General features: G+C 63.0%; 24 protein-coding genes. 11 read left to right on the top strand and 13 right to left on the bottom strand.

Translation table 11 applies throughout. The features are described from left to right. Window positions 1-3: 3 nt before the first annotated feature. Window positions 4-486 carry a host attachment family protein gene (locus LVY65_RS03635; RefSeq protein WP_235066644.1) on the top strand — a complete coding sequence of 161 codons (483 nt, stop codon included), beginning with the start codon at window positions 4-6 and terminating at the stop codon, window positions 484-486. Here LVY65_RS03635 and LVY65_RS03630 read toward each other — a convergent pair. Continuing rightward, complete coding sequence (locus LVY65_RS03630; protein ID WP_235066643.1) at window positions 483-914, bottom strand: DUF488 domain-containing protein; 432 nt, start codon at window positions 912-914, stop codon at window positions 483-485. The two genes, LVY65_RS03635 and LVY65_RS03630, sit on opposite strands and share 4 nt — an antisense overlap. 34 nt (window positions 915-948) lie before the next feature. Here LVY65_RS03630 and trmFO point away from each other — a divergent pair, with 34 nt between their 5' ends. After that, window positions 949-2,343, top strand: coding sequence for a methylenetetrahydrofolate--tRNA-(uracil(54)-C(5))-methyltransferase (FADH(2)-oxidizing) TrmFO (gene trmFO, locus LVY65_RS03625; RefSeq protein WP_235066642.1), 1,395 nt, complete (start codon window positions 949-951; stop codon window positions 2,341-2,343). Between the two features lie 63 nt (window positions 2,344-2,406). Here the strand turns inward: trmFO and LVY65_RS03620 are convergent, their stop codons facing one another. The 6 genes from LVY65_RS03620 to eno form a co-directional block, all read right to left on the bottom strand. Then, on the bottom strand, window positions 2,407-2,850 hold the full coding sequence (locus tag LVY65_RS03620) for an EF-hand domain-containing protein (protein ID WP_235066641.1): 444 nt from the start codon (window positions 2,848-2,850) through the stop codon (window positions 2,407-2,409). 68 nt (window positions 2,851-2,918) lie between these two features. Then, window positions 2,919-3,554, bottom strand: a complete 636-nt coding sequence (locus LVY65_RS13430) for a squalene/phytoene synthase family protein (RefSeq protein WP_408021975.1) — start codon at window positions 3,552-3,554, stop codon at window positions 2,919-2,921. Then, window positions 3,547-4,953 carry a pyruvate dehydrogenase complex E1 component subunit beta gene (locus LVY65_RS03615; protein ID WP_235066640.1) on the bottom strand — a complete coding sequence of 469 codons (1,407 nt, stop codon included), beginning with the start codon at window positions 4,951-4,953 and terminating at the stop codon, window positions 3,547-3,549. Before LVY65_RS03615 ends, LVY65_RS13430 begins: the two co-directional genes overlap by 8 nt. Further along, on the bottom strand, window positions 4,953-6,008 hold the full coding sequence (pdhA, locus tag LVY65_RS03610) for a pyruvate dehydrogenase (acetyl-transferring) E1 component subunit alpha (RefSeq protein ID WP_235066639.1): 1,056 nt from the start codon (window positions 6,006-6,008) through the stop codon (window positions 4,953-4,955). Before pdhA ends, LVY65_RS03615 begins: the two co-directional genes overlap by 1 nt. Window positions 6,009-6,095: 87 nt before the next feature. Beyond that, window positions 6,096-6,410 carry an FtsB family cell division protein gene (locus LVY65_RS03605; RefSeq protein ID WP_235066638.1) on the bottom strand — a complete coding sequence of 105 codons (315 nt, stop codon included), beginning with the start codon at window positions 6,408-6,410 and terminating at the stop codon, window positions 6,096-6,098. A 74-nt stretch (window positions 6,411-6,484) separates the two neighbouring features. Next, complete coding sequence (gene eno / locus LVY65_RS03600; RefSeq protein ID WP_235066637.1) at window positions 6,485-7,774, bottom strand: phosphopyruvate hydratase; 1,290 nt, start codon at window positions 7,772-7,774, stop codon at window positions 6,485-6,487. 139 nt (window positions 7,775-7,913) lie between these two features. Between eno and LVY65_RS03595 the strand changes: the two genes are divergently transcribed. Genes LVY65_RS03595 through LVY65_RS03575 form a run of 5 tightly spaced genes read left to right on the top strand, consistent with a single transcriptional unit; the run spans window position 7,914 to window position 9,881 of the window. Continuing rightward, window positions 7,914-8,405, top strand: coding sequence for a hypothetical protein (locus tag LVY65_RS03595; protein WP_235066636.1), 492 nt, complete (start codon window positions 7,914-7,916; stop codon window positions 8,403-8,405). A 3-nt stretch (window positions 8,406-8,408) separates the two neighbouring features. Continuing rightward, window positions 8,409-8,744 (top strand): phage holin family protein, encoded by a 336-nt coding sequence (locus tag LVY65_RS03590; RefSeq protein WP_235066635.1) that lies wholly within the window; start codon window positions 8,409-8,411, stop codon window positions 8,742-8,744. After that, on the top strand, window positions 8,741-9,163 hold the full coding sequence (locus tag LVY65_RS03585) for a DUF3618 domain-containing protein (protein WP_235066634.1): 423 nt from the start codon (window positions 8,741-8,743) through the stop codon (window positions 9,161-9,163). Before LVY65_RS03590 ends, LVY65_RS03585 begins: the two co-directional genes overlap by 4 nt. Continuing rightward, on the top strand, window positions 9,160-9,579 hold the full coding sequence (locus LVY65_RS03580) for a hypothetical protein (RefSeq protein WP_235066633.1): 420 nt from the start codon (window positions 9,160-9,162) through the stop codon (window positions 9,577-9,579). Before LVY65_RS03585 ends, LVY65_RS03580 begins: the two co-directional genes overlap by 4 nt. A gap of 53 nt (window positions 9,580-9,632) precedes the next feature. After that, window positions 9,633-9,881 (top strand): DUF4170 domain-containing protein, encoded by a 249-nt coding sequence (locus LVY65_RS03575; protein ID WP_235066632.1) that lies wholly within the window; start codon window positions 9,633-9,635, stop codon window positions 9,879-9,881. Here the strand turns inward: LVY65_RS03575 and LVY65_RS03570 are convergent. From LVY65_RS03570 to carA, 5 genes are all read right to left on the bottom strand, one after another. Continuing rightward, entirely contained in the window at window positions 9,878-10,501 is a 624-nt protein-coding gene (locus tag LVY65_RS03570) for a rhomboid family intramembrane serine protease (RefSeq protein WP_235066631.1), read from the bottom strand. The genes LVY65_RS03575 and LVY65_RS03570 overlap by 4 nt on opposite strands. After that, window positions 10,501-10,974: a transcription elongation factor GreA gene (greA, locus tag LVY65_RS03565; protein ID WP_235066630.1), complete on the bottom strand. Its 474-nt coding sequence runs from the start codon at window positions 10,972-10,974 to the stop codon at window positions 10,501-10,503. Before greA ends, LVY65_RS03570 begins: the two co-directional genes overlap by 1 nt. Window positions 10,975-11,061: 87 nt before the next feature. Further along, window positions 11,062-14,400: a carbamoyl-phosphate synthase large subunit gene (gene carB / locus LVY65_RS03560; RefSeq protein WP_235066629.1), complete on the bottom strand. Its 3,339-nt coding sequence runs from the start codon at window positions 14,398-14,400 to the stop codon at window positions 11,062-11,064. Further along, window positions 14,400-14,681 (bottom strand): hypothetical protein, encoded by a 282-nt coding sequence (locus tag LVY65_RS03555; protein WP_235066628.1) that lies wholly within the window; start codon window positions 14,679-14,681, stop codon window positions 14,400-14,402. The genes carB and LVY65_RS03555 overlap by 1 nt, the downstream gene beginning before the upstream one ends. Then, window positions 14,678-15,847: a glutamine-hydrolyzing carbamoyl-phosphate synthase small subunit gene (gene carA / locus LVY65_RS03550; RefSeq protein ID WP_235066627.1), complete on the bottom strand. Its 1,170-nt coding sequence runs from the start codon at window positions 15,845-15,847 to the stop codon at window positions 14,678-14,680. Before carA ends, LVY65_RS03555 begins: the two co-directional genes overlap by 4 nt. Before the next feature lie 147 nt (window positions 15,848-15,994). Between carA and LVY65_RS03545 the strand changes: the two genes are divergently transcribed. Further along, window positions 15,995-16,447, top strand: a complete 453-nt coding sequence (locus LVY65_RS03545; protein ID WP_235066626.1) for a GatB/YqeY domain-containing protein — start codon at window positions 15,995-15,997, stop codon at window positions 16,445-16,447. A 72-nt stretch (window positions 16,448-16,519) separates the two neighbouring features. Here LVY65_RS03545 and LVY65_RS03540 read toward each other — a convergent pair whose 3' ends face one another. Next, a complete protein-coding gene (locus LVY65_RS03540) occupies window positions 16,520-16,891 on the bottom strand; it encodes a hypothetical protein (RefSeq protein WP_235066625.1) in 372 nt (123 codons plus the stop codon). Between the two features lie 229 nt (window positions 16,892-17,120). On the opposite strand from LVY65_RS03540, the gene dnaG reads away from it, so the two are divergent. The 3 genes from dnaG (at window position 17,121) to LVY65_RS03525 (ending at window position 21,834) form a co-directional block, all read left to right on the top strand. Then, window positions 17,121-18,971 carry a DNA primase gene (gene dnaG / locus LVY65_RS03535; RefSeq protein WP_235066624.1) on the top strand — a complete coding sequence of 617 codons (1,851 nt, stop codon included), beginning with the start codon at window positions 17,121-17,123 and terminating at the stop codon, window positions 18,969-18,971. A gap of 11 nt (window positions 18,972-18,982) precedes the next feature. Then, a complete protein-coding gene (gene rpoD / locus LVY65_RS03530; RefSeq protein WP_235066623.1) occupies window positions 18,983-21,007 on the top strand; it encodes an RNA polymerase sigma factor RpoD in 2,025 nt (674 codons plus the stop codon). A gap of 74 nt (window positions 21,008-21,081) precedes the next feature. Continuing rightward, window positions 21,082-21,834 carry a hypothetical protein gene (locus LVY65_RS03525; RefSeq protein WP_235066622.1) on the top strand — a complete coding sequence of 251 codons (753 nt, stop codon included), beginning with the start codon at window positions 21,082-21,084 and terminating at the stop codon, window positions 21,832-21,834. The last annotated feature ends 7 nt before the right edge of the window (window positions 21,835-21,841 follow it).

Genomic DNA, 21,841 nt, shown 5'->3' with positions numbered 1-21,841 from the left:
TCCATGCAGGAGAAGCCGATGCCGCTCGCTAACAACGCCCTCGTACTTGTCACCGACGGCCGCAAGACGCTCTTCTTCCGCAACCAGGGCGATCAGAATCAGATCGACCTTCGCACGGAAGCGTTCGACGAACGCGAAGACCTTTCAAATGGCGAGATCAAATCCGATGCCGCCGGATCTAATGCCCAGTCGGGAGGGTTCGGCCGCCCGGCTTATGAAGAGACGGACTTCCATCAGCAGGAGGAGGATCGGTGGGCGCTAGGCGCGGCCGAAGAGGTCAACCGGCGGGTGCTCAAGAACGATTTCGATCATCTTGCAATCATCGCTCCTCCGAAGACGTTGGGCCTCGTCCGCAAGAAGCTTCATAAGGAAGCCGAGCGCCGCCTGGTTTGCGAAATCCCCAAGGAAATGACCGGTCGGACTATTCCCGACATTGAAGCGCTGATCGTCAGCGAAACCAAGGCGGAGGAGCTCGCCCCTTTTTAGGGGAAGAGATGCGTGACCTCGGCGTCGGGCGCCGTCGCGGCAAGTAACAGCGACCGGTGGCACTGTGCCGGCTCGCGCTCGAAGCAGAGCAACGCACTGGGCTTCGCTTCCGCCAACTCACGCATCTGCTCCGTCGCAACGATCGCTTCAGGCAAATCGAGCTGCGCGGCATAGATGCGCTCCAGGTCGGACTGCCTGCCTGCGCGCGCAGCAGCACGACCATCGGCCGGCGTGCCCAACGGCTTCAAGTGCACATAATCGATGCCCGCTTCCGCTAGGCCGGCCTTGAGAATATTCTTCGAGAATCCCGGTTTCCGGGACAATGGCACCGCACGAACGTCAATGACCCGCTCGACGCCGGCTCCCTGGAGCGCTGCGATGAACTCGTCGACGGTCGATCCTTCATAGCCAATGGTGAAGATGCGCATGGACGCATTTTAGGCGAAGGCTTAGGGGAGCGCCATGTCTCATGACGTCCATATCATCGGCGGTGGCCTGGCCGGCTCCGAGGCCGCGTGGCAGCTGGCCAAAGCAGGATTGAGGGTCCGCCTTAGCGAAATGCGCGGCGGCGGCGACATGACGCCGGCACATGAAACCGACCGGCTGGCGGAGATGGTTTGCTCGAACAGCTTCCGCTCCGACGATGCGGAAAACAATGCGGTCGGGTTGCTCCACCAGGAAATGCGCGCGTTGGGGTCGCTTATCATGTCCGCGGCCGACCAGCACCGGGTTCCCGCCGGTTCCGCCTTGGCCGTGGACCGCGAGGCCTTCGCCACCGAAGTTTGCGCCCGGATCTCGGCCCACCCTAATATCGAGGTGGTGCGCGAACGGGTCGACTCGCTGCCCGTTTCAGGCCTGACCATCGTGGCTACCGGCCCACTGACTGCACCGGGCCTGGCCGATGCCATTGCCAAGGTCACGGGAAGCGACGCCCTCGCCTTTTTCGATGCCGTTGCACCGATCGTTCACCGCGACAGCATCGACATGGATGTCTGCTGGATGGCCGCACGCTGGGACAAGGGCGGCAAGGATTACATCAACTGCCCGATGGACAAGGTTCAGTACGACGCCTTCGTCGCCGCGCTGAACGAAGGCGAAAAAACCGAATTCAAGGAATGGGAAAAGGACACGCCCTACTTCGAAGGCTGCATGCCGATCGAAGTCATGGCTTCGCGCGGCGTTGAAACGCTGCGTTACGGCCCGATGAAAGGGGTCGGTCTCGACGATCCGCGCACCGGCCGCTGGCCCTATGCAGTGGTCCAGCTTCGCCAAGACAATGCGCTCGGCACGCTATGGAACATGGTCGGTTTCCAGACCAAGCTGAAGCATGGCGAACAGGTCCGCATCTTCCGCACCATTCCGGGACTTGAGAATGCCGAATTCGCCCGGCTCGGCGGGATTCATCGGAACAGCTTCATCCGTTCGCCGGAACTGCTCGATGGCGAGCTTCGCTTGAAAGCGATGCCCTACGTCCGCTTCGCCGGGCAAATCACCGGTTGCGAAGGCTATGTCGAAAGCGCCGCCATCGGCCTGCTGGCGGCTCGCTTTGCAGCCGCCGAAGCGCAGGGCCGCGCCCTTTCGGCCCCGCCATCCGAGACCGCGCTTGGCGCCCTGCTTGGGCATATTACCGGCGGCGCGGACGCGGAAACCTATCAACCCATGAACGTCAATTTCGGCCTGATGCCGCCGATCGAAGGCCGCACCAAGAAGGCCGATCGCAAGCGCATGTACACTGACCGGGCCAGGGCTGCGCTAAAGGATTGGCTTGGAAGTCCGGACAGGCACGCCGGGGCAGACGAGGGTGGGATTGCCGTCGAAGCGTCGGGGGCCGCATTCAGCGGCAGTCCCACCCTCTAACCCCCTCCCGCAAAGGGTTCCCACGAAAGCGGTACTTTCGTGGGGCCCAGCGGGGGAGGATACTCAACAGCTACAGACCGGCTTCTTTCGTGCCGGCTTGGGCGCGGTCGTGGCATACTCCGCCGGAGTCAGCCATTTGCTTTTGTCAGCGTCCGCGCCTTCGAATTTCTCGATCGTTTTTGCCGCCCATTCCTCGAAGCTTAGCTTACCGTCATGGTTGAGGTCGAGCTTGGCAAACGCCTTGCGGCGAGGCTCTACCAGTTCGGCAAGGCTGATCCGCCCATTGTCGTCCTTGTCCGCCCGGGCAAAGCGCTTTTCTTCCTTGCTCTTCGGATCCGCTTCCGGTGCAGCCGGGATTGCCGAGAGCGTCATCGGTCCCGGGATGGCTGCGAGTCGCGGATTTGGCGCAGGTGGAATGGTCGGCTCCTCAGCTCGCCCCTGCCAGATGATCAAGCCACCGGTCAGAAGCAGGATGAATGCAATTACGCCAGACAGGATACGGGCCATTCGCCCCTCCGATAAAGGGCGATCCGGCAGGCTTTGGTTAGGACCAAAGCCGGGCGAATTCAATCCGCCTACGCAATGAATCCGAAGAGCCGATGCGATAGCAACGCCGCGGCCCTTCCCGGCGTGGCCTCTGGTTCCTGGACTGGCGCCTTCCCGATATCGCGAGCGGCAAGCCGGGCCAGCGCGGTAAGAGGTCGCAGCGCTTTTGGAAATCGATGGCGAGAGAGCCTGCGAATCTCCTCCTTCGGCTGATCGCCCGGATCGAAACCCGCCCGGCAAGCCGCCGCATAGGCGTAAAGCCGCCCGGCTTCCTCTAGCTGCCGATCGGAATTGCCGAGAAGCCTGGCGCCAATTTCGAATATTTTTGCGCCCCTCTCTGCAATCCGCCCCCAGTCTGGCTTTTCGTCCAGCTGCGCGGCCCAGCCATCTTCAAGTTCGGCAAGCAGTGCCCCGGAAACCCCGCGAGGCAGCAGCTCCGCCGCAACCGCCTGCAGGCGCGGCTCGGGCGGTGGAGGATTGGTGTCGAGCCGTTCCAGCGCCTCTCGCCACCAGGCCAGGCGGATCGCGCCCAGCGCCGGCTGGGTCGAGTTCGCAACAATCGCGGCCAGCGCATCGTCGATGGCAAACAGCGCATCGAAGGCAGGGCGGAGCTCGGCCGGCCAGTAGTGCCGAACGAGTTCCCGGTCCCGCTGCGGCTCAGCGATAGGTGACCGCCTTTGCCGCCTTCACGACGTCGCTGGCCTTGATCAACGCCAATTTCTCGAGGTTGGCGGCGTAGGGCAGCGGTACGTCCTCGTTGGTAACGCGAAGCACCGGAGCATCGAGGTCGTCGAAGCCCTCCTCCATGCAGATCGCCATGATTTCGCTAGCAATGGAGCAGGTCGGCCAGCCTTCCTCAACCACCACCACCCGGTTGGTCTGGGCAAGTGACGTCAACACCGTCTGCTTGTCGAGCGGGCGAAGTGTGCGGAGGTCGATGACCTCGGCGTTGATCCCTTCGTGCATCAGCTCGTCGGCAGCCTCCAGCGCAACGGCCACTCCGATCGAATAGCTGACCAGGGTGACGTCCTTGCCCGGGCGCACGATCCGCGCCTTGCCGATCGGCAGGACGTAATTGTCCATGTCAGGCACATCGAAATGCTGGCCGTAGAGCAGCTCGTTTTCGAGGAATACGACCGGATCCTCGCTGCGGATTGCCGCCTTCAGCAGGCCCTTGGCGTCGGCCGCGCTGTAAGGTGCGATCACTACCAGCCCAGGGACCGCGGCATACCAGGGCCCGTAATTCTGGCTGTGCTGGGCCCCGACCCGTGCGGCAGAGCCGTTCGGCCCGCGGAACACCACCGGGCAGCGCATCTGGCCGCCCGACATATAGTTGGTCTTGGCGGCCGAATTGATGATGTGGTCGATCGCCTGCATGGCGAAATTGAAGGTCATGAACTCTACGATCGGCTTCAATCCGCCCATCGCGGCGCCAGTACCGAGCCCGGCGAAACCATATTCGGTGATCGGCGTGTCGACCACGCGCTTCGGCCCGAATTCGTCGAGCAGCCCCTGGGTGACCTTGTAGGCGCCCTGATACTGAGCGACCTCCTCGCCCATCACGAAGACCCGCTCGTCTCGGCGCATTTCTTCCGCCATCGCGTCGCGCAATGCCTCGCGGACGGTCATGTTGGTCAGCGGCGTGCCTTCGGGCACCTCTGGAGCGTCGTGAGCCTTGGCGACGTCTGCCACCAGGTCGCGAGCCGCGGTTTCCATCAAATGCGGGGTCGGCTGCTCCGATTCCGGACGGGAAATGGGCGGCGCGGCCGCGGGCTCGGCCTCGACTTTCGGCGAACCAGCTGCCGCGGCTTCGGCACTTTCACCTTCGGCGGCCATGATGGCGATCGGCGCACCGACCTTCACCCCGTCCGTACCTTCCGGCACGAGGATTTTGGCAATGGTCCCCTCGTCGACCGCTTCGAACTCCATGGTGGCCTTGTCGGTCTCGATCTCGGCCAGGATGTCGCCCGAAACGACGGTATCCCCTTCCTTGACCAGCCATTTGGCGAGCGTGCCCTCTTCCATCGTTGGCGAGAGCGCCGGCATTCTGAGCTCGATCCCCATTAGTAGCTCTCCACCAGAACGTCGGTGTATAATTCGGCCGGCGCTGGCTCCGGCGCGTCTTCAGCAAATTTCGCAGCTTCAACGACGATGTCCTTGATCTGCTTGTCAATTGCCTTGAGATCATCTTCCTTCACGCCAAGCTTCTCCAGCTCCGCGGCAGCATGGCTGATCGGGTCGCGATGCTCACGATAGTCCTGCACTTCTTCCTTGGTCCTGTACTTCGCCGGGTCGGACATGGAGTGACCGCGATAACGGTAGGTCAGAAGCTCAAGGATGATCGGTCCCTTGCCGGCCTGGGTCCAGGCCATTGCCTCTTCGGCAGCGCCCCGAACCGCGAGCACGTCCATTCCATCGACCTGGATTCCCGGAATCCGAAAACTCTCGCCGCGCTTGTAGAAGTCCGGCTCGGAGGCCGAGCGCTCGACGCTGGTCCCCATTGCATATCGGTTGTTCTCGATCGCGTAGATCACCGGCAGGTCCCATAGCTTCGCCATGTTGAAGCTCTCATAGACCTGGCCCTGGTTGGCCGCGCCGTCGCCAAAATAGGCCAGGCAAGTTCCGCCGTCGCCGGCATATTGGTGCTTGAACGCCAGGCCGGTGCCAAGCGCGACCTGCGCCCCGACGATTCCATGACCGCCGTAAAAGCCATGCTCGACCGAGAACATGTGCATCGAGCCGCCCTTGCCTTTAGAAATACCGGCTTCGCGCCCAGTCAGTTCGGCCATGATTACCTTCGGGTCGATGCCATAAGCCAGCATATGGCCATGGTCGCGATAACCAGTGATGACGCTGTCACGCCCGACCTTCATTGCCGACTGCAGGCCGACAGCGACCGCTTCCTGGCCGATGTAAAGGTGGCAAAAGCCGCCGATCAGCCCGAGGCCGTACAGCTGCCCGGCCCGCTCTTCGAAGCGACGAATCAAAAGCATCTGCTTGTAGAAGTCGAGCAGCTCGTCCTTCGACGCCTTGTAGCGCTGCGGCTCTTTGGGCCGTTCGCGATTAGGGCTCGCTGGCGCCTTGCTGCGGGGCGCGGCCTTGCGGGCGGTTTTCGCCACTTACCTCTCCACTCTTTTCACGTGTCGGGCGCGCTATAGGAGCGGCAGGCCCGAAAGGGCAATGCCGTAGCGTCAGCGCACAGCTATTCAATTATCGAGCGGGACGACCACTTCGTCGGAGCGGATCATGCCCAAATCCTTGCGAACCATCTCCTCGGCAAGGTCGGGATCGGCCTTGCGCGGGTCGAGCAGCGCGGATTTGTGCCGGAGCTGGCTGCGCTCCGCCTCCAGGGCCGCCAGCTCGACTTTTCGGGCTTCAAGCTGCTCTGAATAGCCGCGCCAGGCGAACAGTCCGTTCTGCCCGGCGATGGCATGGCCTGCAAAGGTACCGACCACGAGCAGCGCCATCGCAGGCAATGCCGCACGACGGATCAGTCCGATGCTCTTGGGCTTCCCCCTCATATCTTCAAAGAATCAGAAAGACGCCATGAAGGCAAGCGCTTTCGTCGCTGGATTCACAGAAAAATTTCCGTGGCTTATGCGGGCTTGTAGGCACGCAGCGCAGCCGCGCCCAAATAACCTGCTGCTTCGCCGAGCTCTTCCTCGATCCGAAGCAGCTGATTGTACTTGGCCGTACGGTCCGAGCGGGCGAGGCTGCCGGTCTTGATCTGGCCGCAGCTAAGCGCGACCGAGAGGTCGGCAATGGTCGAATCCTCGGTCTCACCCGACCGGTGCGACATGACCGCGGTATATCCTGACGACTGGGCCAGCCGGACGGCATTCACCGTCTCCGTCAGCGTTCCGATCTGGTTGACCTTGACCAGGATCGAATTGGCGATGCCGCCACGGATCCCGTCAGCCAACCGATCTTCATTGGTCACGAACAGGTCGTCGCCGACCAGCTGCACCCGGCTGCCGAGGCGATCGGTCAGTGCCTTCCACCCGGCGAAATCATCCTCGGCCATGCCATCCTCGATCGAGGCGATGGGATAAGCGCCGGCTAGTTCCGCCAGATAATCGACCATCTCGTCCGGCGAGAGGCTGCGCCTCTCACCTTCCATGGCATAGGCTCCATCCTTGAAGAATTCGGTCGACGCGCAATCGAGCGCGATCAGCACTTCGCTGCCGAGCTTGTAGCCGGCCGCTCCCGTCGCCTCGCCGATCAGGTCGAGCGCGGCCCGCGCGGATGCGATGTTCGGCGCAAAGCCGCCTTCGTCGCCAACCGCGGTTGACAGGCCCTTGGCATGAAGCGCGCTCTTCAGCGCATGGAAAATTTCCGCTCCGCAGCGCAGCGCCTCGGCAAAATCGGGGGCCCCGACCGGCATGACCATGAATTCCTGGAAGTCGATCGGATTGTCGGCATGGGCGCCGCCATTCAGGATATTCATCATCGGAACGGGCAAGATCGTCGCACCTACGCCCCCGACATAACGGTAGAGCGGCAGGCCGCGCGCCTCTGCCGCGGCACGAGCGGTTGCCAGGCTGACCCCGAGAATCGCGTTGGCGCCGAGTTTTGCCTTGTTGGGCGAGCCGTCGAGATCGATCATGGCTGCGTCGATTTCGGCCTGGTCCTCGGCCTCGTAGCCAATGATGGCGTCGGCGATCGGCCCGTTGACCGCGTGTACCGCCTCGCTGACTCCCTTCCCGCCCCAGCGGGACTTGTCGCCGTCGCGCTTCTCGACCGCTTCGTGGGCCCCGGTAGAGGCGCCGGATGGTACCGCCGCGCGGCCCATCGATCCGTCCTCCAGCGTGACGTCAACTTCGACCGTCGGATTGCCCCGGCTGTCCAGGATCTGCCGGGCATGGATGTCGACGATCGCGGTCATTGGACCCCCTTTTTCGATGAAATGGCGCTTGAACTCGATGCCGCCCCTATACGGCGCGCGGCAAAGGGTGCAACTTTAGCGCGTCGCCGGAACGAGAAACCGGTTGCCGGGGTTGACGGGGGATAAGGAGGAGATTGCAATGCCTGACCCGAAAGACGATCTGCCCGAAGGCACTGACACCATCATCGCCGGAGCATCGACGACCGAGAATGAGGAGGCCCTGATCGTGCGTGAACCTACAGCCCGCGACAAGGCGCTGGAAAAGATCAAGAGCGGCAGCGGCAAGCTGTCGAGCCAGGCCGCCGACAAGGCACGCGGACTTGTCGGCCAGGGACTGGAACGGTCGAGCGAAGCGCTGGCCAATGTCTCGAAGCTGGTCGGCGACACTGCCGCGGGACTCGATGAGCGGCTCGGCGAAGAATATGGCGAATATGCCCGCAAGGCAGCTGGCGCTCTCGAGGAAGCGGCAAACAAGATCGCGGCCAAGGACGCCAACGAACTGATCGACGACACGCGCGAATTCGTCCGCAAGAGCCCGGGCGTCGCCCTGGCCGGCGCGGCGATTATCGGCTTCGCGCTGGTCCGGCTGGTCAAGTCGGGACTCGACCAGGACAAGGACGACGAAAGCTAGAATATGGCGGACGGGGGCGACGACGAGGACGAAAGGCCGATCGGCGAGCTGTTCGGGCAACTGATCGACGAAGGAAAGGCATACGCCAAGGCGGAGCTAGGCCTCGCCAAGGCGAGCGCCGAGGCCAAGGCCGAGGCGGCCAGGAAACCGGCATTGCTCGGCGCGGCGGCATTCCTTTTCCTCCAGGCCGGCGTGGTTGTCTTGTGCATGACCCTGGGACTGGCGCTGGCCACGTTGATCGGCCCGCTTGCGGGTGGGCTGGTGGCGGCTCTGGCCACCTTCGGCCTCGCCTACGGCCTTTACCTGCTGGCAATGCAGGAATTGAGGAAGCTCAAATGATCGACCCGTCCAAGGTCGCCGCGGCACGGATCGAGGTGGAGCGGACTCGCGCCGCCCTGCTCGAAACGGCCAAGCAGTTGCAGCAGCGCTTGCAGCCGAAGTCATTGGCCAGCGAGGCATGGGACAAGGCCAAGATCAAGGGCGCCGACCTTGCCGAGGATGCGGTCGATGCGGTCAAGAAACGGCCCGTCGCGGTCGGCGGGGTAGTCGCCGCTTTGACCATGTTCCTTGCCCGAGACTCGATTAAGGATGCAGCCGTCGGCGTGTACGACGCCATGACGTCATCTAAGGAACCCGAGCGCAAGGCTGCGACGTTGACTGCCAAAGACAAGCCGGCTCCGCCGCCGGCGCGGCGGCGCGCCCGAACGCCCGCCCGCACCAAGGCGGTGGCCAAGAAGACTACGGAGAACGCGACATGAGTGCCAAGCAGACCATTGAGGCCCCGAGTTCCCCGTCGCTACGCGAGCGAGCGATCGAGGCCTATGACACGGCGCGCGAGCGCGCGGCGACCGCGCGTACCGACGCCAAGGAAGGCCTCGGCAATGCTCCATTGCTCACCTTGGGTGGCGGGCTGGCGCTGGGCGCCGTCATTGCCGCCTTGCTCCCGAAGACGCGCGTCGAGGATCGAGTGCTCGGCAAGGTTGGCGGAAAGATTACCGACAGCGCCCGGGCTGCGGCAGATGCGGCCAAGGAAGCGGGCCGGGAAAAGCTTTCGGAGCTCAACATCACCCGCGACGCTGGCGCCAGCGCGGTTCAGTCGCTGGTCGATGGCTTGCGCGAGGCGGCCAGGACCTCGGGCGAAGCGGCCCTGGGTGCGGTCCGCAACAAGGGCTGAATGGATGATTTGGCCGGTTCGCAAGCGCCGCTTTTGATGCTAGCGGGCCGGTCATGAGCAAACTTCACCTAGTCTTCGGCGGCAAGGTCAAGGACCCGCAGGGCCTGGAGTTCGTCGACCTCGAACATATCGACCTGGTCGGTCTTTACGACAGCTTTGCCGCGGCCGAAGAAGCCTGGCGCGCCGCCGCCCAGCGCTCGGTCGACGATGCCGAGATGAAATATGTCGTGGTCCATCTCCACCGGCTGCTCGAACCGGGCATGGACGGCATCTCGCGTCCCAAGGATGCATCGAACGCTTAAGCTTTGCGGTATCGCCACAGCAACAGCGGACGCTGAAGCAGAAGCCCGGCGATAAATCCGCCTATATGGGCGGGCGTCGCCAGCATGATGCCCTGCCCGCCCGCCAAAATCCCGGACATCCACTGCAACACCACCCAAGTCGCCAGCAACCAGGCAGCATGAATCCAGCGGTTAATCTTCTGATTTGCGGTCACCTGCTTAGGGCGACCGAAAAACAGGGCATAGAGGCCGAACAATGCACTGAGCGCCCCGCTTGCCCCGACCATCGGGATCGCGTTCGATGGATCGACCGCATATTGCGACAGGCAAGCGGCGACGGCGCCGACGAGGTAGGCCAGGACGACACCTGAGGCCCCGATCACCCGTTCGACCCGGCTGCCGATGAACAGCAGCATCACCATGTTGACGAACAGATGCAGCCAGCCGCCGTGCAGCAGCGCGGAAGACCAGGGCGTCAGCCACACCGGCAATGCATCGGGAAGCTGCAACAGGCCCGACAGTCGCGCGGGAATAAACCCGCCCATGGCGACAAAATAATCGAGCCCGCTGAAGATCGCGATTGCCGATATCGCCACCGTCAAAAGGGCGATGATCGCGGTCGCGCTCCGCAATTGCAGCATCAGATGAATTCGATCTTCGCAATCTCATAAGATCGGTCGCCGGCCGGAGTCGACACATCGACTTCGTCGCCCTTCTGGCGGCCGATCAGGGCGCGGCCGAGCGGAGAATTATAGCTGATCCGCCCGACCCGGGCGTCGGCTTCGGTCTGGCCGACCAGCTGGTAGCGGACCTTCTTATTCTCCTCGTCGATGAGGGTGACGGTCGCTCCGAACACCACCTTGTCGCCGGACAGGGTCGTGGGGTCGATTACCAGCGCCCGGCTGAGCCGATCCTCAATGTCCATGAGCATCGCCTCGATCTGACCCTGCCGCTCCTTGGCGGCATGATATTCCGCATTCTCGCTGAGGTCGCCATGGGCGCGCGCCACTTCGATCGCGTCGATCACTTCGGGACGCTCAAGCTTGAGGCGCTTCACGTCCTCGGTCAGCTGGCGATATCCCTCGGCCAACATCGGCACCTTGTCGCTAGCCATTTCACTTCACCCTTTATCGCATTGCCAAAACCTGCCCCGGCGCCGCTTCGATTCAGTGGCGCATCCTCGGGCGGGTTCTGAGGAAAATTATCGTTTCGAGGCGGAATAATAGGATTGGAGCGACTTTACTTCAAGCGCGTGGCCGCGAAGCGCCCCAATCGCCCGTGCGGTCGCAAGGCTGGCCGGCGCGGTGGTGAAATATGGAACCTTGTTCTTCAGCGCGGCCTCGCGGATGGTCTGGCTGTCCTTCAACGACTGCCACCCCTCGGTCGTATTGAAGACCAGCTGGACATCGCCATCGACGATCCGATCGACGATATGCGGCCGGCCCTGGGCGACCTTGTTGACCCGCTCGACCGGCAGCCCCTGGGCCTCCAGGTGCGCCGCCGTTCCGGCCGTTGCGATCAAATGGAAGCCCAGCTCGACCATTTTCGCGGCTGCAGGGACGATATGATCCTTGTCGGTATCCTTCACTGAGATAAACACCGTCCCGCTTTCCGGCAAATGCACCCCGCCGCCAAGCTGCGACTTGGCGAAAGCGATGTCAAAATCGCTATCGATTCCCATGACTTCTCCGGTGGACTTCATCTCCGGTGACAGGACGGGATCAGTCCCCGGGAAGCGGGCGAACGGGAATACCGATTCCTTGATCGCGATATGGTCGATGTCGCGGTCGATCGGCTCGAAATTGGCTAGCGGTTCACCCGCCATCACCCGGGCCGCGATCTTCGCGATGGGGCGCCCGATCGCCTTGGCAACGAAGGGCACGGTGCGGCTGGCGCGCGGATTGACCTCGATCAGGTAAACATCGCCGTTCTTGACCGCATATTGGACGTTCATCAGTCCCTTGACGTTGAGCGCCAGGGCAAGTGCCCGGGTCTGCCGCTCGATTTCGGCGATGACCTCGTCCGTCAGGCTATAGGGCGGGATGGAGCAGGCGCTGTCGCCCGAATGGACCCCCGCCTCCTCAATATGCTGGAGGATCCCGGCGACCGCCACGTCTTTCCCATCGCAAATCGCGTCAACATCCACCTCGACCGCGTCGCGCAGATAACGGTCGATCAGGACCGGTGACGTACCCGACACCTGGACAGCCGTGGCGATGTAGTGATCGAGTTGCTCGGGACCGTCGACCACTTCCATGGCGCGACCGCCAAGGACGTAGCTGGGGCGCAGCAGGACCGGGTAACCGATGCGCTCGGCCACCGCGATCGCCTCGTCGCGGCTTCGGGCGAGGCCGTTGGCGGGTTGCTTGAGGCCAAGCTTGTCGACCAGCTTGGCAAACCGCTCGCGATCCTCGGCCAGATCGATGCTGTCGGGCGAAGTGCCGAGAATGGGGATGCCGTCGGCCTGGAGCTCCGCGGCGAGTTTGAGCGGCGTCTGCCCACCGAGTTGGACAATCACGCCCTCAAGCCTTCCCTTCTCCGCCTCCCGATGAAGGATTTCGAGTACGTCTTCCGCCGTGAGCGGCTCGAAATAGAGGCGGTCGCTGGTGTCCGGATCGGTCGAAACCGTCTCTGGATTGCAATTGACCATGATCGTTTCGAAGCCCGCTTCCTTCAGGGCGAACGAGGCGTGGCAGCAGCAATAGTCGAACTCGATCCCCTGCCCGATCCGGTTGGGACCGCCGCCGAGGATGACCACCTTGCGTCTGTCGCTGATCTCCGCCTCATCTTCGGGCTCGCCGAACAGCGGCGCTTCATAGGTCGAGTAGAGATAGGGGGTCGCGGCATCGAATTCGGCGGCACAGCTGTCGATCCGCTTGAACACCGGGCGCACGCCCAACTTCATTCGTGCCTTGCGCACTTCCGCCTCGGTCACTCCGCCGGTGAGTCCCTTCAGCGCATCATGGACAATGCCCGATCCACGCGCCGCTGCCTCCGACATCTCGCGCTCGACATGGGCCGAACGGAGCGCGAGCTGGGCAAGGCGGGCATCGGAAAAGCCCATCGCCTTCAAACGGCGAAGCCCGGCCGCATCGTGCGGGATTCCCTCGTCGCGCACCTGCTCCTCCGCGGCGACGATCTCTGCCAGTCGCTCCAGGAACCAGGGATCGAAGCCCGATATGGCGTGGATCCGTTCGACCGAGAAACCATGGCGAAGCGCTTCGGCCGCAACCAGCAGGCGGTCCGGCGTGGATCGGCCGAGTGCATTTTCGATTTCCGCCGGCGCGGCGTTGATCAGGGCGTCGACCCGGTCGAGCCCGCACAGCCCGGTTTCCATCCCGCGAAGCGCCTTCTGCAGGCTCTCGGCGAAACTCCGCCCGATCGCCATCACCTCACCGACCGACTTCATCGCCGTCGACAGCATCGATGAGCTACCCTTGAACTTCTCAAAGGCGAAGCGCGGAATCTTGGTGACGACATAGTCGATCGTCGGCTCGAAACTGGCCGGGGTCGCGCCGCCGGTAATATCATTGGCAATCTCGTCCAGCGTGTAGCCAACCGCCAACCGCGCCGCGACCTTGGCGATCGGAAAGCCGGTCGCCTTGGACGCCAGCGCCGATGATCGCGAAACGCGCGGGTTCATCTCGATCACGATCATCCGCCCGTCCTTCGGATTGACCGCGAACTGGACGTTGGAACCGCCTGTTTCGACGCCGATTTCCCGAAGCACGGCGATCGAGGCGGAGCGCATCCGCTGATATTCCTTGTCGGTCAGGGTCAGCGCCGGGGCGACCGTAATACTGTCTCCCGTATGGACCCCCATCGGATCGACATTCTCGATGCTGCAGATGATGATGGCGTTGTCGGCGCGGTCGCGCACGACCTCCATCTCATATTCCTTCCAGCCGAGCAGCGATTCCTCGATCAGCACTTCGGTGGTGGGAGAGGCATCGAGCCCCGACTTGACGATCGCCTCGAACTCCTCGCGATTATAGGCGACCCCGCCGCCGGTCCCGCCAAGCGTAAAGCTCGGCCGGATGATCGCCGGAAGTCCCGTCGTCTCAAGCAGTTTGAGCGCGTCCTCAAGATTGTGCGCGATTCCGGATCGGGCGCTTTCCAGCCCGATCTTGTCCATTGCCGCCTTGAACTTCTCGCGGTCCTCGGCCTTGTCGATCGCCTCGGCCTGGGCGCCGATCAGCTTGACCCCATATTTCTCGAGAATGCCGTCGCGGTTGAGAGTCAGCGCGGTGTTGAGCGCGGTTTGCCCGCCCATCGTCGGCAACAGGGCGTCGGGCCGCTCCTTTTCGATGATCTTGGCAACAACCTCGGGCGTGATCGGCTCGATATAGGTCGCGTCGGCGAGCTCGGGGTCGGTCATGATCGTCGCCGGATTCGAATTGACGACGATGACCCGATAGCCCTCGGCCTTCAGCGCCTTGACCGCTTGGCTGCCCGAATAATCGAACTCCGCCGCCTGGCCGATGACGATCGGGCCTGCGCCGATGACGAGAATGGAGCTGATGTCGGTACGGCGGGGCACTATTTTTCCTCGGGAAAATTGATGGCGTCGATGACGACCAGTTTAAGATGCTGTTTGCGCGCCCAGTCATAGACGCAGCGACGATGTTCGGGGGTCGGCTTGGCGCGGAACAGGATCAGCAGCTTCTTGGCTTCCTCGTCCTGGATCAGCTCGCCGTAGGTCAGCCCGCAGGCCAGGCTGGCACTGTTCAGCTCATCCTCGCTATGCATCCGCGGCGTGGCACAGGCGGAAAGGGCAAGAACGCTGGCCATCAGGATTATGCGGAAGCCCAGACGGCTCACCGCATCATCCCCACGAACTTCTCGAACAAATAGAAGCTGTCCTGGGGGCCGGGGCTGGCCTCCGGGTGATATTGGACGCTGAACGCCGGGCGGTCGGTCAGCTCGATCCCGCAATTGCTGTCGTCGAACAGGCTAACATGCGTTTCGCGGACATTGTTCGGCAGCCCTTCCCGTTCCACCGCAAAGCCATGGTTCATGCTGGTGATCTCGACCGCGCCGTCGGCGAGCCGCTTGACCGGGTGGTTGGCGCCGCGGTGACCCTGGAACATCTTGGCGGTCTTGCCGCCCACTGCGAGGGCCAGCAGCTGATGGCCGAGGCAGATGCCAAACAAGGGTCTGCCGCTATCCAGCATGCCCCGGATCACCGGGATCGCATATTCGCCGGTCGCGGCGGGATCGCCCGGGCCATTGGAAAGGAAGAAGCCGTCGGGCTTGTGGCTCATTATCTCGTCGATACTCGCCGTCGCCGGCAGCACCGTCACTCGAGCTCCAGCCTCGACCAGATTGCGGAAAATATTGCGCTTGGCTCCATAATCGATCGCCACGACGTGCGGCTGCGACATGTCATGGCCGCCCATGCGATATCCCTCGCCGAGCTCCCACTTGCCGCCGCTCCACGCCTCCAACTGGTCACGGCTTACCTCCTTGGCCAGGTCCATGCCTTCGAGGCCAGGCCATTCCGCAGCCATCTGCTGAAGCGCATCGAGGTCGAAATGGCCTTGCGCATTATGGGCGATGGCGATCGTCGGTGGTCCCTCGCGCCGGACCAGCCGGGTCAGCGCGCGCGTATCGACCCCGGAAATACCAATCCGCCCGGTTGAGGCCATCCAGCTCGGGAAATCCTGCTGGCTGCGGAAGTTGGAAGGTGACGTCACCGCCTCGCGCACCAGGCAGCCCAGCGCATGCGCCTCGCCAGCTTCGACATCTTCTTCATTGGCTCCGACATTGCCGATGTGCGGGAAGGTGAAGGCGATGATCTGCCGCGCGAACGACGGATCGGTCATGATTTCCTGGTAGCCGGTCATGGCAGTGTGGAAGCATAGTTCGCCGACGACTTGCCCCTCGGCGCCAAAGCCCCTGCCCCAGATCGTGCGACCGTCCGCGAAAACAATGACTCCTGTGGCCCCGTCAGGTTGCTGGGTGCGCGCAGGATGTGCATCGGCCATCGGCGGGAAGTGCCTTTCCGTTATAGGTTTGCGTCAATGTCGCTAAGCGATGGCCGCTACGCGCGATTGGCCTTCAGGTCAACGCTGTGAAACTCCGCGATTCGCCGTTAGGACTGGTCCTTTCTGGTGAATTGAAACGGTGAGCGGATGATTCGCGACGACATCAAGGCCGCGCTGGTTGGCGCGATGAAGGGCGGCGACAAGGCCGCGACCCAGACGATCCGCCTGATCCAGTCGGCAATCAAGAATCGCGACATCGAACTTCGGACGTCTACGCAGACGCCCGATGACGATGCGCTGGTCACCGAAGTGCTTCAGAAAATGATCAAACAGCGCCGCGAATCGGTCGAACTTTACCGCAAGGGCGCCCGCGAGGAGCTGGCCGCAGTCGAAGAGGCCGAAATCGCGGTCATCGAGCGATTCCTCCCCGCCCAGCTTAGCGAAGCCGAGGCCAGCGCCGCGATCCAGTCGATCATCGCCGACACCGGTGCTTCTTCGATGAAGGACATGGGACGCGTCATGACCGAAGTGAAAGCCAGGCTCGGCACCCAGATCGAACCGGCCCGGGCAAGCGCTTTGGTCAAGTCAGCACTTAGCTGAGCAAGACTGCTCGTTGAAAAAGGGCCCCGCCGCAGTATGCGGCGGAGCCCAGACACATACAGATGACGGCAGCTATTTGCTGGTGGCTGTGAGCCCCTTCACCCCGTCCATCGTAAGCTCGTACAGGAAGATGGCCATTGCGCTGGCCAGCGCGCCGGCAACACCAAGTTGGAGATTGGTCATAACGGCGCTGAGCTTGTCGCCGATTGCCGGGACATTGGCGAGCGCTGTGCCGACCAGCGGCAATGCTATGACGGTCGCCGCAGCCAGTACCAATCTGTCCCTTGGCATCGAGATGCCGGCGATCAGGCCGAGAACGACCAGCGCCAATGCAACATTCAACCCGCCCAGGGCGACAAAACCGGCGACGATTGCGAGAACAATATAGAGCGAGCGGCAAAGCCCGCTGACCTTGTTTAACATATATTTCCCCTCCCTTTTCATTCCGCTCCTGCGATCTTTGCCGCCGTTACCCGGAATGGAGAGAGAGTAACCCTAATCGTTGATATTCACAGCGAGAATTAATCGTTCTGGATCAAGCCGATGGCGGCGGAGTTAAATTTTCACATAATGGATTGGCCACCAATTGGCCGACTCGGTTGAGCAGCATCGTCCATCGCACTATCGCTGTTCCGGTGACCCGCTCCCCCAATTCGCCCGGAAGGCCTCTCCCATGAGCCTGTCCGCACAATGGCTCGATGAATTGCGCGCGCGAACCCTGCTGTCGTCTGTCATCGCCCCCTCGGTGAAGCTCATCAAGGCGGGGCGCGAATTCAAGGCCTGCTGCCCGTTCCATAACGAGAAGACGCCCAGCTTTACGGTCAATGACGAAAAGGGCTTCTACCACTGCTTCGGCTGCGGTGCGCATGGGGATGCGATCCGGTTCCTCACCGACCAGCGCGGTCTGCCATTCATGGATGCGGTCAAGGAACTGGCCGGCAAAGCGGGCATGGAAGTCCCCGCGCCCGACCCCCGCGATCGCGAACGCCAGGAGCGTTCGGCCGGACTTCACGACGTCATGTCCGCCGCCCAGAAATGGTTCGCCGAACAGTTGAACGGGATCGAAGGCGGAGAGGCCCGCGCCTATCTTTCGAATCGCGGCATCGACCCGAAGGCCGTCGATCGTTTCGGGCTTGGTCTAGCTCCCGATAGCCGCGGCAAGCTGAAGGCCGCGCTCAAAGACATGGGCGAGGGCAAGCTGGTCGAAACCGGCATGCTGATCCAGCCCGAGGAAGGCAACAAGGCGAGCTATGACCGTTTTCGCGGGCGGTTGATGATCCCCATCCGCGACGCGCGCGGTCGGGTGATCGCCTTTGGCGGGCGAATCCTCGGCCCCGGCGAGCCCAAATATCTGAACTCCCCCGACACACCGCTCTTCGACAAGGGCCGCACCCTCTACAACATCGACCGAGCCGGCCCCGCCAGCCGCGCGGCCAAGCGGCTGATCGTTGTCGAAGGCTATATGGATGTAATCGCGCTCGATCGCGCTGGAATTGCCGAGGTCGTTGCCCCGAATGGAACGGCGGTCACCGAGGCGCAGCTGGAACGGATGTGGCGGCTCGACGCTCAGCCGATCTGCTGTTTCGACGGCGACGCCGCAGGGCAGAAAGCGGCGATTCGGGCCGCGACGCGCGCCCTGCCCCATCTGGCTCCCGAACGGACGCTGCGCTTCGTCGCGCTGCCTTCGGGCCTGGATCCTGACGACCTGGTCCGCTCCGGGGGCCGCGCCGCCATCGAACAGTTGTTCGCCGCGCCCGAGCCGCTGGTCGAGCGCCTGTGGCGTTACGAAGTCGAGGCTGCCCCGCTGGACACGCCCGAGGCTCGCGCCGGATTGAAGCAGCGCCTGATGGAACATGCCCAGGTGATCGGCGACCCGAACCTCCGGCAGCTGTATCGCGACGAATGGCTTCGCAAATTCGATGCGCTCGTTCGCCCGCAACAGCAGCAGGGGCGCTCACTTTATCCGCGTCGCGAATGGCGCAAGCAGGGCGGCCGCTTTGTCCCCCCCGAAAAACCCCCTGGTCTGGCGATGCGTTCAATCGGCAAGGGTGGAATCGATCGCGAAACCGCCCGAGCGCTGGTCCTGGGCCACGCATTATATCCCGACGCCATCGGCGATCATGTCGAGGCGCTGGCCGCCCTGCCGATAACCGACAAGCCCGCCGCTAAGCTGCGCGACCGGATGGTCGATCTCATCATGTCCGGTCAAATGCTTGATCGGCCTGAACTAACCACCATATTAGCTTCCGAGGATACGGCCGCCGCTTGGCGCGACGTATCCAATGGCGGCGATATTGGCTTCAGCTTCACCCGTACCAAGGGCGATCCCGAGCTTGCGAGACGTGACCTTGGCCTGGCGGTCGAGGCGCTGATCGCCAAGTCCGAGATCGAGTTGGCGCTGGCTGAGGCGACGCGGCGGCTCGAGCGGGATTTCAGCGAAACCGCCTATGCAGAGCAGCAACGGCTGATCGAAGCCAAGAAGAGTTACAACGATAGGCTGGCGTCTCTCGCCAGCAATGAGTAAGCGGGCGCACAATGGCGAAAACTGACACCCCCGAAACCGAAATCGAAACCGGCGATGCGCCGCTGATCGACCTCAATGACGTCGCGATCAAGAAACTGATCGCGCGCGCCAAAAAGAAGGGCGTCATCACCTATGATGAGCTCAACGAGGCGCTGCCGCAGGACCAGATGAGCTCCGAGCAGATCGAGGACATCATGTCCGCGATCAGCGAGATGGGCGTGAACATCGTCGAGAATGCCGATTCGGACGACGAAGAGGAAGAAGAGAAAGAGCCCGAGGAGGAGATTGATCCCCTCGACGACGGCGGTCCCCGCCCGGCGGTCGCGACCAAGAAGGAAGCGGTCGATCGCACCGACGACCCGGTCCGCATGTACCTGCGCGAGATGGGCGCGGTCGAACTTTTGAGCCGCGAGGGCGAGATCGCCATCGCCAAGCGCATCGAGGCCGGCCGCGACACGATGATCTGGGGCCTGTGCGAAAGCCCGATCACCTTCAACGCGATCATCGAATGGTCGAACGCCCTCAACGAGGGCACGATGCAACTGCGCGAGATCCTCGATCTTGAGGCGATGCTGTCGAAAGGCCCCACGGCCGAACAGATCGATGCCAGCGACGAAGATGCGCCCGAGGGCGAAATCAGCGCCGCCGTGGCCGGCCCCGCCTTCAAGGAGGAGGAAGAGCCGGAAGAACCCGAAGTCGCTTCCGACGACGAGGAAGACATGGTCGAGCGCCGCACCCAGCGGCCGACCGAGGAAGATGACGACGACAACACCCTCTCCCTCGCCCAGATGGAAGAGGCGCTGAAGCCGACGGCGCTCGAGAAATTCGCCAGCATCACCTCGCTCTACAAGAAGTTCGCCAAGCTCCAGCAGTCGCGCCTCGATGCGATGGGCGCCGGCGGCGAATTCGCCCCGGCCGACGAGAAGAAATATCAGAAGCTTTCGGAGCAGCTCACTGCCGAGGTCGAGAGCGTCCAGTTCCACGCCGCCAAGATCGAATATCTGGTCGACCAGCTCTACAGCTACAACCGCCGCTTGACCGCGCTCGGCGGCCAGATGTTGCGCCTGGCCGAGCGTCACCGCGTGCCGCGCAAGGCCTTCCTCGACAGCTATATGGGTAGCGAGCTCGACGACAGCTGGCTCGATCGCGCTTCGAAGCTCGACAAGAAATTCGCCGCCTTCGCCGCAGCCGAACAGGACAGCGTCGAGCGCATCCGCGGCGAGATTGCGGAGATCGCCCAGTCGACCGGCATGGCGCTCCCCGAGTTCCGCCGGATCGTCAACCAGGTCCAGAAGGGCGAGCGCGAGGCGCGTATCGCCAAGAAGGAAATGGTCGAGGCGAACCTGCGCCTGGTCATCTCCATCGCCAAGAAATACACCAACCGCGGGCTGCAATTCCTCGACCTCATCCAGGAAGGCAACATCGGCCTGATGAAGGCGGTCGATAAGTTCGAATATCGCCGCGGCTACAAGTTCAGCACCTATGCCACCTGGTGGATTCGCCAGGCGATCACCCGGTCGATCGCCGACCAGGCGCGGACCATCCGCATCCCGGTCCACATGATCGAAACGATCAACAAGCTGGTCCGCACCTCCCGCCAGTTCCTGCACGAAACGGGCCGCGAACCGACCCCGGAAGAGCTGGCCGAGCGCCTCTCCATGCCGCTCGAGAAGGTTCGCAAGGTGATGAAGATCGCCAAGGAACCGATCAGCTTGGAAACGCCAATCGGCGACGAAGAGGATTCGCACCTCGGCGACTTCATCGAGGACAAGAATGCGGTGATCCCGGTGGACGCCGCGATCCAGGCGAACCTCAAGGAAACGGTCACCCGCGTCCTCGCCTCGCTGACCCCGCGCGAAGAGCGCGTGCTGCGCATGCGCTTCGGCATCGGCATGAATACCGATCATACGCTGGAGGAAGTCGGTCAGCAGTTCAGCGTCACCCGCGAACGCATCCGGCAGATCGAGGCAAAGGCGCTTCGGAAGTTGAAGCATCCGTCGCGCAGCCGGAAGATGCGGAGTTTCCTCGATCAGTAAGTCTTGAGCGAAGAGAGAGCGAAAGCCGGTTCAATTCACAGCTCTGACAGCTTCTCTTTCTTAGGGCCGTTCTCTTGACCGCGACCCACTACGTTCATCCGTCGGCCCAGCAGCGCCCCTCTCCCCGGCGGCGCGCTGCGTCCTTCCTGCTTGCGCTAGCGATCGAGGTACTTCTCATCCTGGCGTTCCTCACCCTCGATTTCACGCCCAGGATTCCCCAGTTCAAAGGCGGCACCCTCTCCACCTTCGACCTTGCGGCAAATGAGGAGGAGTCCACCGCCAGCAAGGCGCAAAAGCCCGCTCCCGCCACCAAGAAGCCGCCTCGCCCGGTCCCGCCCGAGTTCAAGCCGAAGATCGTCCTGCCCGAACGCCCCCTCGACCTGCTGCCGTTGAGCAAGGAAGAGTTTGAGGCTTCGGACATTGCCAAGCTCGGCACCAACGCCCCTGGCGCCGGGGCCGCCCTCGCACAGGGCAGTGCCCCTGGAGACAGCCAGCGCGTCGGCACCGCCCCCAACGGTGAGCCGCTCTACGCCGCCGAATGGTATCGCGAGCCGACCAACCAGGAACTGTCCACCTACATGCCGAAATTCATGCCGGATGGCGGCGGCTGGGGCCTGATAGCCTGCAAGACGATCGATCGCTTCCGCGTCGACGATTGCGTCGAACTGGGCCAAAGCCCGCCCGGGTCCCACCTCGCCGGCGCCGTCCGCCAGGCGGCGTGGCAGTTTCTGGTGCGGCCGCCCCGGGTCGGCGGCAAGACGCTGGTTGGAACGTGGGTGAGGATCCGTATCGACTACCATGTTGAGCGCGCAAGCTCAGGCCAGTGACTTCGAA

The organism is Sphingomonas cremea, assembly GCF_021502585.1.
Taxonomy (GTDB): Bacteria; Pseudomonadota; Alphaproteobacteria; order Sphingomonadales; family Sphingomonadaceae; genus Sphingomicrobium; species Sphingomicrobium cremea.
The sequence above is the reverse complement of the archived record's forward strand: the minus strand, read 5'-3'. Positions and strand labels throughout refer to the sequence as shown.

Coding starts and splice junctions, on each gene's coding strand:
- LVY65_RS03635 (WP_235066644.1), top strand. CDS start 4: ATGCAGGAGAAGCCGATGCCGCTCGCTAACAACGCCCTCGTACTTGTC.
- LVY65_RS03630 (WP_235066643.1), bottom strand. CDS start 914: ATGCGCATCTTCACCATTGGCTATGAAGGATCGACCGTCGACGAGTTC.
- trmFO (WP_235066642.1), top strand. CDS start 949: ATGTCTCATGACGTCCATATCATCGGCGGTGGCCTGGCCGGCTCCGAG.
- LVY65_RS03620 (WP_235066641.1), bottom strand. CDS start 2,850: ATGGCCCGTATCCTGTCTGGCGTAATTGCATTCATCCTGCTTCTGACC.
- LVY65_RS03615 (WP_235066640.1), bottom strand. CDS start 4,953: ATGGGGATCGAGCTCAGAATGCCGGCGCTCTCGCCAACGATGGAAGAG.
- LVY65_RS03605 (WP_235066638.1), bottom strand. CDS start 6,410: ATGAGGGGGAAGCCCAAGAGCATCGGACTGATCCGTCGTGCGGCATTG.
- eno (WP_235066637.1), bottom strand. CDS start 7,774: ATGACCGCGATCGTCGACATCCATGCCCGGCAGATCCTGGACAGCCGG.
- LVY65_RS03595 (WP_235066636.1), top strand. CDS start 7,914: ATGCCTGACCCGAAAGACGATCTGCCCGAAGGCACTGACACCATCATC.
- LVY65_RS03590 (WP_235066635.1), top strand. CDS start 8,409: ATGGCGGACGGGGGCGACGACGAGGACGAAAGGCCGATCGGCGAGCTG.
- LVY65_RS03585 (WP_235066634.1), top strand. CDS start 8,741: ATGATCGACCCGTCCAAGGTCGCCGCGGCACGGATCGAGGTGGAGCGG.
- LVY65_RS03580 (WP_235066633.1), top strand. CDS start 9,160: ATGAGTGCCAAGCAGACCATTGAGGCCCCGAGTTCCCCGTCGCTACGC.
- LVY65_RS03575 (WP_235066632.1), top strand. CDS start 9,633: ATGAGCAAACTTCACCTAGTCTTCGGCGGCAAGGTCAAGGACCCGCAG.
- LVY65_RS03570 (WP_235066631.1), bottom strand. CDS start 10,501: ATGCTGCAATTGCGGAGCGCGACCGCGATCATCGCCCTTTTGACGGTG.
- greA (WP_235066630.1), bottom strand. CDS start 10,974: ATGGCTAGCGACAAGGTGCCGATGTTGGCCGAGGGATATCGCCAGCTG.
- carA (WP_235066627.1), bottom strand. CDS start 15,847: ATGGCCGATGCACATCCTGCGCGCACCCAGCAACCTGACGGGGCCACA.
- LVY65_RS03545 (WP_235066626.1), top strand. CDS start 15,995: ATGATTCGCGACGACATCAAGGCCGCGCTGGTTGGCGCGATGAAGGGC.
- LVY65_RS03540 (WP_235066625.1), bottom strand. CDS start 16,891: ATGAAAAGGGAGGGGAAATATATGTTAAACAAGGTCAGCGGGCTTTGC.
- dnaG (WP_235066624.1), top strand. CDS start 17,121: ATGAGCCTGTCCGCACAATGGCTCGATGAATTGCGCGCGCGAACCCTG.
- rpoD (WP_235066623.1), top strand. CDS start 18,983: ATGGCGAAAACTGACACCCCCGAAACCGAAATCGAAACCGGCGATGCG.